The following is a 14707-nucleotide window of genomic DNA, read 5'->3' as shown; positions in this document are numbered from 1 at the left end:
GCCACCGCCAAATGGGTTTCCGCCTCCACCGAAGCCGCCCATTCCACCGCTACCACCGGAGCTACCTGTACTATCGGTTGTAGAGCCAACTTGACTGGTAACAGCATTGCTTACCATACTAGGTATTCCTAAGTAACTCCCACCATTTTCTAGGTAGGTTTTGATGCTCTTCGTTAACTCAGTAGCAAATGCGCTATTGTCCACAGTTCCACTGCCTGTGGTTGTGTCAGTGTTAGAGGTTGGCATCGTTGAATCACCTATACCACTAGGAATATCGGATGATTGCTGCGTTGGGATGCCACCACCTGCCAAAGGATTGCCGCCATCTGAAGAGTTGCCGCTACCACCAGATGTGTTATTACCTGCTGGATTTCCTACATCTTGTAATACTCTCCAAGGGTTCCCACTGCCTGCAAATGCTTGTAGGAATGGGTTATCAGGTGCATTTGGGTTACCTAAATTCTGAAAAGGACTACCCATTGAGGCGCCGCCACCGCCGCCCATGCCGCCGCCCATGCCGCCGCCCATGCCGCCGCCCATGCCGCCGCCCGTGCCGCCGCCCATGCCGCCGCCCATGCCGCCTCCGGATGCGCCACCTCCGGATACGCCACCTCCGGATGCGCCGCCTCCAAATGAGCCACCAGGTCCGAATGGGTTGTTGCTACCCAAGCGGTCAAATACACCAGCAGCACCACTAGCTGCGTTACCACCAAACTGATTACTGCCACCTGTCGAGCCGCCGCCAACTGGGCTTCCGCCACCTGTCGAGCCGCCACCTGATGAGCTACCACCACTTATTGGGGTGCTGCTGCCACCTGTGGAACCACCGTTGCTAAGAGGATTTTGACCAGGAATACCTACATTCCCAAATATATCTTCTGCTCCATCTACACCTGGTATATCAAGCAAAGGACCGAAAGGGCTTTGACTCAAGTCTGGGGTACCTGTGCTACCGCCACCACCACTGGAGCTACCACCACCGAAGCCGCCCATGCCGCCACCGGATGAACCGCCGCCACCGAAGCCGCCCATGCCGCCACCGGATGAACCGCCGCCTCCGAAGCCGCCCATGCCGCCGCCGCCCATACCGCCGCCGCCCATACCGCCGCCACCGAAGCCGCCCATGCCGCCTCCAGATGAACCGCCGCCACCGAAGCCGCCCATGCCGCCGCCACTGGAGCTACGACCTCCGAAGCCGCCCATGCCGCCGCCACCAAAGCCGCCACTTCCCAATGAACTACCACCGCCACCTAAATCAGTTGTCAAACTGACACCAGGTATTTGATTGTTGTTACTAACACCATCGGTTATTGCCACAACATTCATCCTTTTATTTCAAGTTAGAAAAATTTGAAAACACACTAATATCCAGACGCACAAATTAAGTTTGTTCTGTAACTTCCTAGCTTTGTCTCTTGTTTACTAAAGCTAGTTAGTTAAAATTAGTTAGTAGCGTAATTAAGCTTACAAGTAATTCTTTAAGCTGGCTAAATAACTGTTGAGTTATTGACATTAAATAGTAACATACGTTACCATCACACCAACAATTTAATATAAATAGATAGCGATTACAATGAATAATATTTTGATATACCTATCAATTTTTTAGAGATTATGTTTGAACTGTACCTTACAAATTTTTTTAAGGCATAAATAATAAATTCACAAAAAATATTAAAATAATTAACAAAATATGTGATAAATATTACCAGATGTCTTAACAATTAAAATATCTAATCACAAAAAAAAGCAAATTTATCACATAAATTATTTTTTTGATTAAATAAGAAAAAAGCATTACAAAAAGCACAACCTGTCTTAATTAGGTGTGGCTCTTTGTAATGCATTTATGGGAAGATGAAATGAATAAATTTTAATTTATACTTGTTACACCAATGCTGGCATTAACGATGTTTCTTCCCAACGCTCAACAGCTTTACCAAAAACTGAAATTTCTTTAACCAACTTGTCAAAACTGTCGGGAGTTAAAGATTGAGGACCATCAGATAATGCTTTAGCTGGGTTTGGATGCACTTCAATCATTAGTGAATCGGCGCCTGCTGCAATAGCTGCTTTTGCCATTGGCGCCACGTATTCTGATTTACCAGTTGCATGACTGGGGTCAACCATAATTGGTAAGTGTGTTAGCTGACGCAGTACTGGAATTGCTGATAAATCTAAAACGTTGCGGGTGTATTTATCATCGCATGTTCTAATGCCGCGCTCACAGAAAATTACATTTGGGTTTCCTGCTGCAAGAATATATTCTGCTGACATTAACCATTCATCGATAGTGGCAGATAAACCGCGTTTTAACAACACAGGCTTATTTTGGGCGCCGACTTTTTTAAGTAGCGAGAAGTTCTGCATGTTGCGGGCGCCAACTTGGATAATGTCAGCAACACTACTAATAGCTGCTAAGTCAGCAGTATCCATAACTTCAGTAATAATGCCTAAACCAGTCGCTTTACGTGCTGCATCTAATAATTGCAGTGCGCTTTCACCGTGTCCTTGGAATGCATATGGTGAAGTACGAGGCTTAAAGGCGCCTCCTCGTAAAAACTTAGCTCCTGCAGCTTTGACTCGTCGTGCGGTTTCAATAATCATCGCTTCGTTTTCAACTGAACAAGGCCCTGCTACTAAGACAACAGGATGGTTTTCACCAAAGTAAACATCACCGTTGGGAGTAGGAACGATAACTTCGCTTGCTTCACCATAACGAAATTCGCGACTTGCACGCTTGAATGCTTTCTCGATATGCAATACTTGTTCAATCCAAGGGCTTATTTTTTGAATGTGGAATGGGTCAACTGTGGCAGTATCACCAATAAGTCCTAGCACAATTTTATGCTTGCCAACACTTTTCTCGATTGTAACGTTCAAAGATTGGTTAACTTCTTCTGTGATGTGGTCTATTTCAGTTGCTGGAGTGCCAGGTTTAAGAACTACTAACATAAGATTTTAGGTTTTGGGTTTTGGATTTTGGTTGGGGCGGGTTTGGAGATATACTCAAAATGTTCTGGATATTTCGTTAACCCGCCCTTACGGGGTTTTGGATTTTGGTTGGGGCGGGTTTGGAGATATACTCAAAATGTTCGAGATATTTCGTTAACCCGCCCTTACGGGGGTTTGGATTTTGGTTGGGGCGGGTTTGGAGATATACTCAAAATGTTCGAGATATTTCGTTAACCCGCCCTTACGGGGGTTTCGGTCTTATATGACTTTTGCAACAGTTTGGACATCTTTATCACCTCTGCCAGAGCAGTTGATCACGATGCGCGCATTGTCATGAATTTGCGGACAAAGTTTGTCTAAGTAAGCAATTGCGTGTGCTGTTTCTAAGGCTGGAATAATGCCTTCAAGTTTTGCTAAGCGTTGGAATGCAGCTAATGCTTCTTTATCGGTGACGCTGTAATATTCTGCACGTCCAATGTCTTTTAAATAGCTGTGTTCAGGTCCAACTCCTGGATAATCTAAACCAGCGCTAATTGAATGTGCTTCGATTACCTGACCGTCATCATCTTGCAACAAATAACTCATTGCACCGTGCAAAACTCCTACACGTCCGTATGTTAAAGTTGCAGCATGTTTATCAGTATTAACTCCTTCACCTGCTGCTTCGACACCGATAATACGCACTGTTGGTTCATCAACAAATTCGCTAAATAAGCCAATTGCATTGGAACCACCTCCTACACAAGCAAGTAAGATATCGGGCAGTCCACCCCATTTTTCCTGACACTGAACGCGAGTTTCTTTACCAATTACTACATGAAAGTCACGTACTATCATTGGGTAAGGATGAGGACCTGCAACTGAACCTAATATGTAATGAGTGGTTTCAACGTTTGTAACCCAGTCGCGAATTGCTTCTGATGTTGCATCTTTTAAAGTGCCTGTACCTGCTTCTACTGGACGAACTTCGGCGCCCATCAAACGCATTCTAAACACGTTTAATGCTTGACGTTCCATATCTTGAACACCCATATAAATGATGCACTCAAGACCGAAACGCGCGCACACAGTCGCAGTTGCAACTCCATGCTGTCCCGCTCCAGTTTCTGCAATAATCCGCTTTTTGCCCATGCGTTTTGCTAACAAAACCTGTGCTAAAGCATTATTAATTTTATGGGCGCCTGTATGATTTAAATCTTCGCGTTTTAAGTAAATTTGGGCGCCGCTACCGTCTGGACGGGCATAGTATTCTGTCAGACGTTCAGCAAAATACAATGGGCTAGGTCTGCCTACATAATCACGAAGTAAACCTTGTAGTTCTGCTTGAAAGTCAGCTTGGTTACAATAGTTGTAATATGCTGTTTCTAGCTCTGCAAGTGCAGGCATTAAAGTCTCTGGTACATATTTACCGCCAAATCGACCAAACCTACCATTTTTACCAGGACGTTGTGTTGTGTCTGAATCAGTAGTTGTAATATTGGCAATGCTAACCACTATCTGATATCCTCCTCAATTGTTAACTTTACTGAAATTAGAGGGTGATACTCGCTGTTATCAAGCTATAATTTCAGCTTATGCTTTTTATTGAGCAGAAGCTCTAGGAATGCACATTAAAGAGCTTCTGCTTTCTTCGCGTTTACGAGTTGATTGTTTTAATTACTATCTTGAAGCAGTTTGTAGTGATGGAGAAACAGCTTCTTTTAGTTCTTGACATAATTGTTTAACTGCTTGAAGACCATCTTCTACATTTTCAGCAGCAAGGCGTTGAACAAAAGCACTGCCTACAATTACTGCATCTGCTCCCCATTCACGTACTTGTTTAGCTTGTTCTGGGCTTGATATTCCAAAACCTACACCAATTGGTTTGTCTGTAATATCTCGCATTTCTATAATTAAATCTTTTACTCGCTCTTGGATTTGAGAGCGCATACCTGTTACACCTGTCAAGCTGACTAGATATATAAATCCTTGTGAGGAATGAGCTATTGCTTCAATTCTATCTTTTGAGCTTGTCGGCGCCACAAGTAAAATTACTTCGATTCCAAATTTTGTTGCAGCTTCAATTAAAGGTGAAGATTCTTCTAGAGGTAAATCGGGAACGACTAATCCTTTAACTCCTACTTTAGCTATTTCTTGTAAAAATGTCTCAGTCCCAAGGTTGAGAATGGGGTTGTAATATGTGAACAAAATGATTGGCGCCTGCAAGTTAGGAGTTACTTCTGCTAACATTTTCAAGACATCTTCTAATTTTGTTCCTTGTAAAAGTGCGCGAGTCGCAGCAGCTTGAATAACCGGACCATCTGCTAATGGGTCAGAATAGGGAACACCTAATTCAATAAAATCAGCACCATTACTGTCTAAAAGTTGAAGCGCTTTTGCAGTGGTGGCTATATCAGGGTCTGATGCTGTAATAAAGGGTATTAGCGCACATTGGTTACGATTCCGTAAAGCTTGAAAGCGATTAGATATTATCATTTGATGTGTTACCTAAGAGATGACGTACTGCTTGTTTGATATCAGGTTTTTTGACTAGTGATTCTCCGACTAAGACGGCTCTGGCACCTGCCTTTTTCACGAAGCTTAAATCTTCGGATGTATATATCCCAGACTCACTAACAATAGTTATATTTAAATCTTGAATTTGTTGCTGTCGCTGCATTAATAATTGTTCAGTAACATGAATGTCTAAGTTAAAATTTTCGAGATTACGGTTGTTAATACCGACTAAAGACACACCATCAAGTTTAAGTACTCGGTCGAGTTCCTCTAAAGTGTGAACTTCTACTAAAGCTGTCATTCCTAAACTATGAATTGTTTCTAGAAATGACTGAAGTTGAGAATCACTTAGTATTGCCGCAATTAGCAATACAGCATCGGCGCCATTATTTCGTGCTAGATATATTTGATAGGGTTTGATAATAAATTCTTTACATAGTAGAGGTAGTTTGACCGCTGAACGAACTTTGCGAAGATTATCAAAACTACCTTGAAAAAACTTCTCATCAGTTAGCACAGATATGCAAGCTGCGCCATTATCTTCATAAGCGCGCGCTATCTCAACTGCATCAAAGTCTTCTCTAATTACTCCTTTACTTGGAGAAGCTTTTTTTACTTCTGCAATTAAACTTGGGTGATAAGGACTTTGCTGTAGTGCCTGCAAAAAATTATTTACTGGTGAAGATTGATTTAATTGCTGCTGTAAAGAAGTTAATGGCAGTTCTTCTTCCATTTGTGCGACTTCTTTTGTCTTATGCAGCACAATTTCTTCAAGAATATGACGAGTGACTGATTGTGATTTTGGCATGGATGCTTCTATTTATTCGTCGTTTTGGCTGGGCCGAAGCCCACCGTACCGTTTTATGTGTTAAGTATGAGCTTGTCGTATTGTGTATATTTAGCAACTACATTTTTAATTATTGCTAAACCAATATTTCCTGTTAAAGTCATAATTGACTCAGGATGAAATTGCACTGCTGCTATGGGTAATGATTGATGTTCAATTCCCATAATTACTTCGTCTTCAGTTATAGCTGTTACCTTGAGTTGGGATGGTAATTTTTCTGGGTTAGCGTATAACGAGTGATAACGACCGACGGGGAAAGTTTCGGGTAAACCTTTAAACAGTACGCTGTTGCTATCTGTGACTATAAGTTGCGATGGTTTGCCATGTTGCGGGTAGTCAAGAACATTTAGCTCACCACCAAATGCTTCAACTATGCCTTGCAAACCTAAGCATACACCAAATATGGGAATATTACGTTTAACACAGGCATGTACTGTTTCTGGAACCTTGAAATCTTTTGGTCTACCAGGTCCAGGAGATAATACCACTAAATCAGGACGTTCATCATCAAAGACCGATTCCGAAAACCCGTGTCTTAAGGTTTTAACTGTGGCGCCGCAGGAGCGAATATAGTTAGCAAGAGTATGAACGAACGAGTCTTCGTGGTCTATAAGTAAAATGTGTTTTCCGGGTTCAACATCGGGTATAGTGTCGATTACGTTAAAACTAGATTTAATTTTTACTATCTCTTCTACGTGCTTACTGCGGCGAATTGTTTCAAATAATGCTGCCGCTTTTGTAATTGTCTCCTGTTCTTCTGCCTGTGGAATTGAGTCGTAGAGTACTGTGGCGCCAACTCTAACTTCTGCAACAGTATCTTTTAATCGAATTGTTCGCAAAATTAACCCGGTATTGAAATTACCGTTAAAGCTTAACCAACCAACAGCACCACCATACCAACGTCTAGCGCTACGTTCGTGCTGTTCAATAAATTGCATTGCCCAACGTTTTGGGGCACCTGTTACAGTTACAGCCCATGTATGCGTCAAAAATGCGTCTAAAGCGTCAAACTCTGGACGTAATATGCCTTCAACATGGTCTACGGTGTGAATTAAATGACTATACAATTCAATTTGGCGCCGACCGATAACTCGTACTGAACCTGGTTCACAAATACGTGATTTATCATTACGGTCAACATCGGTACACATCGTTAACTCTGACTCATCTTTATATGAGTTGAGCAGTTGACGAATCTGGTCGGCATCGTCCATCGCATCTTGCCCGCGTGTAATAGTTCCACTTATTGGACAAGTTTCGACGCGCCTACCTTCAACTCGCACGAACATTTCTGGAGAGGCGCCAATTAAAAATTCACCACCAAGGTTAAATAGAAATCCGTAAGGACTAGGATTAATTTGCCTTAAAGTTTGAAATAACTTGCTTGGCAACTCATCACAACTTTCAAAGAAACTTTGACTTGGAACAACTTCAAACAAATCGCCACGTTTAAAATAATCGAGCGCGACTGTTACTAAAGAAGCATATTCTCCTGGTGCGTGGTCTGCCTTGGAAGTGACTGGAGTATTTTTACCCCGATAATTAATTGATTCACCGACTCGCGCTAAAGTATTTGTACTACACCCGTTGACTTCAAATTCGTATTCTACCCGGTACGCTTTCTGCTGGTAATAATCAACTACTACAAGCTCATCAGGCAAATATAGTACCAAATCGCGCTGGTCATCTGGACGTTGCAAGGTTTGCTCGATTGGTTCAAACTGAAAAACTAAATCATAACCAAAGGCGCCGTAAAGCCCCAAATGTTCGTCATCATCACTAGCCAAGACATGTAAAATCTCGCGAACCACACTAAACGCCGAGGGTTGCTTACTGCGTTCTTCTTCTGTAAACGTTTCAGTAGCAGCCTTTATATTTCCAGTAATACAGTTATGACTTTGAACAACTTCGCACAACTGCTCATGCGCTGACAAATGTTCGTAAAGTAGCGGGATGAAAACTTGACCTCGCTCGTTAAGCGCTGTAAACGTAAAACTTTTTTCTCGTGTCGCTAATTCCAAGGGTGGATTTACAAAGCCAATCGCCCATCGTCGATATCGACCTGGGTATTCATAACTACTATTCAGCAATCCGCCACGCTGCGAATCTAAACGAAATAGTATATCGTCTAGTGCAGTATCCATTTTAACCTCGGTAATGCAGCGTGAGACGCGAACACCACCTTCTGTTACATAGGAGTAATTATCAGTCATGAGCAATGTTTTGAGATTAGTTATTCGTCATTCAAATATTTAGATTTAAATAACTATAGCATTTCTAAATCATTCGTAAATTTTGGATTGTAGAAACGCTCTTTACTGCGCCTTTACAGCTACAAAATGAAATGTTTAATCGCTATTTCATATTAGTTCAATATCGCTAAATTCCTTACGCCTATTTTATGAACATTTTTTTGCTAGATGTACCAGTTTTTTCGATAATTCTGCAAATAATATTTTGAAATTTTTTGGCGCTACATCAAGAAAATTTAGCTTCTTCCTAAAGTTAGAGATCAAAAAAGAGAAAGAAAAAGATATTCAATTTTAATCTACACTTATAAAAAGCTTAATATCCATTCGTATTCCCGTCTAATCGAAGCTAACAAATCTAACTTCATACTCGATGGTAAAACTTCCCATGTGTAAGTCTCTATCTCTAGATGGGTGCAAAAATTATCTTTTTTTAATAGCTCCAGAACGTCAATAATATCATCTTGAGTCGATTGCAAACCTTCATAATCGCGAACGAAAATTGGCACATGGAAGTGTACCCGCCATTCCTCGGCACCTTCAAAATCTGCTAAAGCTACATCTAAATCGGAGTAATGACCCATTTGACCATCAGCTTTTCGTGCGATTGCCTGATGTAGATACGTAGACTCCGCAAAGGTTTGTAACTTCTGTTTTAACGTACTTCTTTGCTCAACATCCTTTGGTAAATTAACCTGTAATGCCGCACTAATTTGGATTTTGCTAATTTTTATACCTTCTTCCTCAAACTGCTTTACAACAGAAACAGGATTTTCGTATTCAACAGCAAAATGGCATGTATCATAACATATCCGCACGTGCTCAAGTACAAGTGTTTTTGCATCAGATTCGGAAATTTGCAATTCTTTTGCTAAGTATGAACTTCCAATAGGTATCAAATACTCTTTAAAATACTGAACAACTTCTGCGGCGTTTTCAATTAAGCCATCTGGCTCTGGCTCCAAACCTAGATGCAATATTTTTCCAGTTGCTTCCTTGATGCGAACTAGTTCCGCGACAACTTGCACAAGATTCTCTGTTGCACTTACCGTTACCGATGATAAATCTGATTTATTATTCTTAAACCAAGGTTTATACGAAAGTGGTAGCGTCGAAATGCTTCCTTCAACTCCATCTGGCAGTAGCGGCGCCAAAATTCTTGCTAATCTTAATGTATATTCGAGCCTTTCAGGTTTCGTCCAATCTGGCGCATAAACTTTGTCTTTCACAACCGAGAAGTGAAAACCACCGTAAGGAAAGCCATTTAGGGTAAATACATACAAATCATTTTCTTGTAACCAAGCTTGGAAATTTGCTAAGGCGCCGGACTCTAATAACTCGTGCGTTGCAACATTCGCTAATCGTAAACCGATACCAAAAGGTTTATCCCAGCCAAGTTGCGCTTTTAATTCGGGTATGTACTGCTGTAAATTGGCAAATACTTCATGCCAATGTTCACCTGGATGAATGTTTGTGCAATAGGTGAGGTGATAGTTATTTAGTTTCATATATAATCTTTGCAACGGATGTAACGGATGTAACGGATGCAACGGATGCAACGGATGCAACGGATAAGCTGTTTGTTAAACAACTAAACCATCCGTTACATCCGTTCTTATCCGTTGCCAACTACTCTTCACTCAAAACTTTCACAGCTTCTCTATATAAAGACAGATTGACTTCGTTAACCTCAACACCTTTACCTATTGACTCTAAAAGCGTTATAGTTAATTTTCCTCCAAGATGCTCGCGAAATTCTTCCAACCCTCGGAAAATACAGCGTGGGTTTTCAAAATTGAATAGTTCTTCGCTAAGTTCAGGAACGTATAAGGTAAAACCTAATACCTTGAGCGTATTTATTATTTGCTGCCAATCTTTACGAGGAAGTAAGTCAAGTAAGTACGAGTAAGTACTATCTAGTGCAATACCAATGGCAACAGCTTCACCATGACGCAAATTGTAATGTGTGAGTTGTTCAAGTTTGTGTGCTGCCCAATGTCCAAAATCTAAAGGACGAGATGAACCCATTTCAAAAGCATCACCACTTGTGGCAATATGATTTAGATGTAATTGCGCGCATCGGTAAATAACTGATTGCATGGCGCCCATATCACGATTTGCAATTTTATGAGCGTTCATTGCTATTAAATCAAAAAACTCACCATCTTTAATTAAAGCGACTTTGATAGCTTCAGCAACACCCGAACGCCAATCTGCATCTCCTAAAGTTGTCAAAAAACTAAAGTCGTTTAATACTGCATATGGCGGTGCAAATGTACCATAAAAGTTCTTTTTCCCAAATGCGTTAACGCTGTTCTTGACACCAACACCCGAATCATTTTGGGCAAGCACAGTGGTTGGAATACGAATGAGACGAATACCGCGATGTGCTGTAGCAGCTGCATATCCAACCATATCTAGAACGGCGCCGCCACCAATAGCTAATATATATGAGTGACGACACAATCCGACATCATTAATCAAACCATGAACTTGGTCTATTAACTTAGTATCGTTTTTCGCGGCTTCACCACCAGGGACAACCATTGGTTTCGCCATTAGTGTCATAATGCTGGCGTAACGTTTCGCGTATATATTAATTTGAGATATTAATCCTTTGTGGCACTCTAATAAACCATCATCAATAATGATGATAACTTTTTTAGGTTTAATTTCATCACCAGCTATAACACGTGCAAGTAAAGAATTTCGCAGGTGAAATAATCCTGTGGTAAAATGCACTGGATAGTCAAAGCTAACCGCAACACGCTGCTGAATTGGTTGTAAGCTCAGTATATTTTTTGGTCTAACATCTACTACCATTTTCTTTCTCTATTGTTTACTAAAAAAGTTTTGAGTGGATTCAATTTCTTTAATTAACTCTTCGCGGTCTTTTTTTTCTATTAGTCGCGCTAAACGGTTATAAGTATCGGCAAGCGATTTAATGGCTTGACATCGCTCTTCAGTAGCAAGCATAATATCAATACATAATTGCGGGTTTTGATTGAGCAAACGTTTGAGAATATCAATTTCTTGACGATAGACAGGACTTGACATTGATAAACTTTTGTCTATATCGATTTTTTCTTGCGCCAAATATACAGCTTGAGTTAAACGGCAAAAATGCCGTGTCGCTTGAATCATCACCATCATTTGGTCGTGTTCTTCTGGTGTAGAAAATATTAGTTCCGCTTGCTGATTTCGCATTAAATTTAATAACCAATCGAATGCGGCATCATTTCTTCCTGAACATACCACTACCTTTTGTTGTGCAAACGATTCAACGCTGGGTCCAAACATTGGATGTAATCCCATCACGGCGCCAGAATGATGTTCTAGCATTGCTCTAACAGGTTCTATTTTAATGCTAGTAATATCAGCTAAAGCTGTATGGGGTGTTAAATATTGAGCCGTGCGTTCAATTATTTCACAAGTCGATTCTATGGGAACACTAATTAATACTAAATCAGCTTGAGGAAGTAAACTATCGGCGCCTTGCCAATTGCTTCCTACTATATTTACTCGATGCCCTGCTGCGGTCAATTGGTTATTGAAGAACTTACCCATTCTACCATTTCCACCAACTATGGTGATAACTTTAGGAAGATTATGGTCGGCGCCGGAGCGAGCAGTTAAAGTAGAAAAAACTTCATGTATCATTGTATGACTCTTCACGACAGAGGCGCAGAGAAACCGGGTTTCTGTTGAGAGATTATATTTAAAAATGTAGCTTATCGTAAGAAACCCGGTTTCTAAATATCAGTAGTAGTCAATGGTAAAACTTCTAATTCATCAGCTTTACTTGCTACTGCATCACTAAACAAAGCTTCGTACTGAGCTATTGCACTGTCAAACGAGTATTTATCAACAGCAAATTTTCGTCCTTTGGCACCTAATAATGCTGCTTTTGCAGGATTTTTATATAAGTCCATCACCGCATGAGCTAAGGCATTTGGTGACTCAGGCGCCACAACTATACCACCTCCACTTTTTTTAATCGATGATGCTGCTGTGCCTAATTTGGGAACTGATGCAATAATAGGGCGCCCACTTGCTAGCAGTAAGGGAATTTTAGAAGGCATATTAAAGCAAACAACGTTTCGTTTTTGCAATATCAAACCAACATCTGCTGCTGCTAACATTCTTGGTAGTTCAGAACGCTGCTGTAAGGGTAATAACAATACATTATCGGCGCCGTACTTGTAACAGCATTTTCTCAATTCCTCTAATGCTTTAGTTTCACCAGCTATGACAAAGACAATATCTTTAACTTGACGCAGTTTCGCTGCGGCAGCAATGGCAGTTTCTAAACCCTGTGTTAAAGCAATATTTCCTGAATAAAGTACAACAAACTTATTTTCTAAATTATGAGTTCTACGGAACTTATTTTCTTTAGGCAAAGGACGAATAAAATTAATATCTACCCAGTTATATATGCAAGCTATTTTATTTGCGCTTACACCTTTTTTAGTTAAATTATCTACAAACCCTTCTGCAATAACACTGATTGTATGAGCGTTTTTGTAAGCAAATTTTTCTAATGCCGATAAAACGCGAATCATGAACTTATTTTTAATTAATCCAATTCGCTCGGCTGCTTCTGGTAATATATCTTGTACGTTCAATACTACCGGACAATTATAAAGCCAACCTAAAAAACAAGCAGGCAATGTTACAAATAATGGGGGTACAGTTAATAATATTACATCTGGGCGCCAACCATTGAGTGCTTGTGGTAAACTGCTAACTACAAAACTTAACTCCAGTAAAAGTCTATCTAACAAATTAGGTTTTGATTTAATTCGCAGAAAACAGCGCTGAATCGTTACACCATTCTTTTTTTCTGTAACGTACCATTTATTTTTATACCCTTCGTAAATTTCTCGCTCAGGGTAATTTGGCATTCCTGTAATGACTCGTACTTCATGTCCCCGTTCCACTAACCCCTCTGCCAACTCGGTCATTAGTGGAGCTATACCAATTGGTTCAGGATAGTAGTTGTAGGAATAAATCAGAATATGCATGGGACAGAATCTTTGTGAAGAGAACTAGATAGTTAAAATAATTGGAATGTACAATCCGAATTATTTATATTTTTGAGAAAATAAGTTTTAAATATCAAAGTTATACTCCTATTAAGTTACCGCAAACACTTCTGCTAATTTTATTGAAATTGGCAGTAAAAGCAACACTAGCAAGCCGTATGGTAAACCAGCGAAACTTGTACTTAATGTAGCATTTAAAACAATCATCGACAAGACACATGCACGTACAGCCAACTGAATTTGCGCCGCACTAGGTTCTTTAAGTACCTTAACTAAAGGTACAAATACCCTAATTGCCAAAAGCAAAGCGAATGGTAAAACTGCGAGCAAGCTATATTTCAGCAACCCCAACCCCAGAATTGCAACGAAAACAGTACTCATTAAAACCATACTAATAACCGAGTTAGCTGTGCTACCACCTGTAACCTCACCTCGACTTAAGTTGGTAATGGCAGCGATATAAGTAATTGGAATTAAAGCTAAAAACCAATAGTTACTAACCATTCCTGATACTATGCTGACACCAAGTAGTAAATTCGCACCTCGACATACACCCATATTGAGAGGACCCAAAAACGGATGATGTTTACCAAAAGCATCGTACAGAACAGCAGCAATTGCGGTAGACGCAGCTAAAATAGCACTTGACAAAGAAACCAAACAAGCAAATAGAATACCTACACACAATAGTGAGCCACCAACAAGAAAGGCGCCTTGATGTGAAGCTCTACCGCTGGGTATAGGACGCTCAGGTCGTTCAAGTGCATCCAAACTAGCATCGAAAGCGTCGTTTAACACAACACCACCACTATATAAGCAACTAGTAGCAATAAGTAAATACCCCAAAGGTAGAAAATTACTTAGTATTACTCCTTGTTCAACTTCTTCATAAAATGTAGTAATAAACCCAGAAGCAGCAACCCCAGCGAGTATATCAGCCCATGCAGTAATAACATTAGCAGGTCGCATCAACTGCAAATAAGCCCAAACACGATTAGTTCCACCAACAGTAATAGTCATATTAATAAAAATTTGATTATCTTCTTGTGGAGCGGGCATCCCTGCCCGCCTTAGTAAACTAAATTTTTCATCTTGTGGAGGTTGGTAAAGATTAC

The 14707-nt window shown here is 40.6% G+C and carries 10 protein-coding genes and 1 pseudogene; all 11 read right to left on the bottom strand.

Annotation, left to right across the window (positions count from 1 at the left end):
• Positions 1-1164 (bottom strand): annotated as a pseudogene (locus tag DSM106972_RS52250) (hypothetical protein); the annotation flags it as partial.
• A 723-nt stretch (positions 1165-1887) separates the two neighbouring features.
• Entirely contained in the window at positions 1888-2955 is a 1068-nt protein-coding gene (gene aroF, locus DSM106972_RS25675) for a 3-deoxy-7-phosphoheptulonate synthase (RefSeq protein WP_127083373.1), read from the bottom strand.
• A gap of 258 nt (positions 2956-3213) precedes the next feature.
• A complete protein-coding gene (gene trpB / locus DSM106972_RS25670; protein WP_411675336.1) occupies positions 3214-4440 on the bottom strand; it encodes a tryptophan synthase subunit beta in 1227 nt (408 codons plus the stop codon).
• Positions 4441-4614: 174 nt separating this feature from the next.
• On the bottom strand, positions 4615-5430 hold the full coding sequence (gene trpA, locus DSM106972_RS25665) for a tryptophan synthase subunit alpha (RefSeq protein ID WP_127083372.1): 816 nt from the start codon (positions 5428-5430) through the stop codon (positions 4615-4617).
• Positions 5417-6259 carry an indole-3-glycerol phosphate synthase TrpC gene (gene trpC, locus DSM106972_RS25660; RefSeq protein ID WP_127083371.1) on the bottom strand — a complete coding sequence of 281 codons (843 nt, stop codon included), beginning with the start codon at positions 6257-6259 and terminating at the stop codon, positions 5417-5419. Before trpC ends, trpA begins: the two co-directional genes overlap by 14 nt.
• 53 nt (positions 6260-6312) lie before the next feature.
• The gene (locus tag DSM106972_RS25655; protein ID WP_127083370.1) at positions 6313-8511 is read right to left on the bottom strand and encodes an anthranilate synthase; all 2199 of its coding nucleotides are present in this window, start codon (positions 8509-8511) and stop codon (positions 6313-6315) included.
• 341 nt (positions 8512-8852) lie between these two features.
• Positions 8853-10055, bottom strand: coding sequence for a metabolite traffic protein EboE (eboE, locus tag DSM106972_RS25650; RefSeq protein ID WP_127083369.1), 1203 nt, complete (start codon positions 10053-10055; stop codon positions 8853-8855).
• Positions 10056-10176: 121 nt separating this feature from the next.
• Positions 10177-11370 carry a 3-dehydroquinate synthase gene (locus DSM106972_RS25645; protein ID WP_127083368.1) on the bottom strand — a complete coding sequence of 398 codons (1194 nt, stop codon included), beginning with the start codon at positions 11368-11370 and terminating at the stop codon, positions 10177-10179.
• Positions 11371-11379: 9 nt separating this feature from the next.
• Positions 11380-12207, bottom strand: coding sequence for a prephenate dehydrogenase/arogenate dehydrogenase family protein (locus DSM106972_RS25640; protein ID WP_127083367.1), 828 nt, complete (start codon positions 12205-12207; stop codon positions 11380-11382).
• Positions 12208-12299: 92 nt separating this feature from the next.
• Complete coding sequence (locus DSM106972_RS25635) at positions 12300-13571, bottom strand: glycosyltransferase family 4 protein (protein WP_127083366.1); 1272 nt, start codon at positions 13569-13571, stop codon at positions 12300-12302.
• Between the two features lie 111 nt (positions 13572-13682).
• Positions 13683-14651, bottom strand: a complete 969-nt coding sequence (gene eboC, locus DSM106972_RS25630; protein WP_325052216.1) for a UbiA-like protein EboC — start codon at positions 14649-14651, stop codon at positions 13683-13685.
• Between the last annotated feature and the right edge of the window lie 56 nt (positions 14652-14707).

The organism is Dulcicalothrix desertica PCC 7102 (genome assembly GCF_003991905.1).
Taxonomy (GTDB): Bacteria; Cyanobacteriota; Cyanobacteriia; order Cyanobacteriales; family Nostocaceae; genus Dulcicalothrix; species Dulcicalothrix desertica.
The sequence above is the reverse complement of the archived record's forward strand: the minus strand, read 5'-3'. Positions and strand labels throughout refer to the sequence as shown.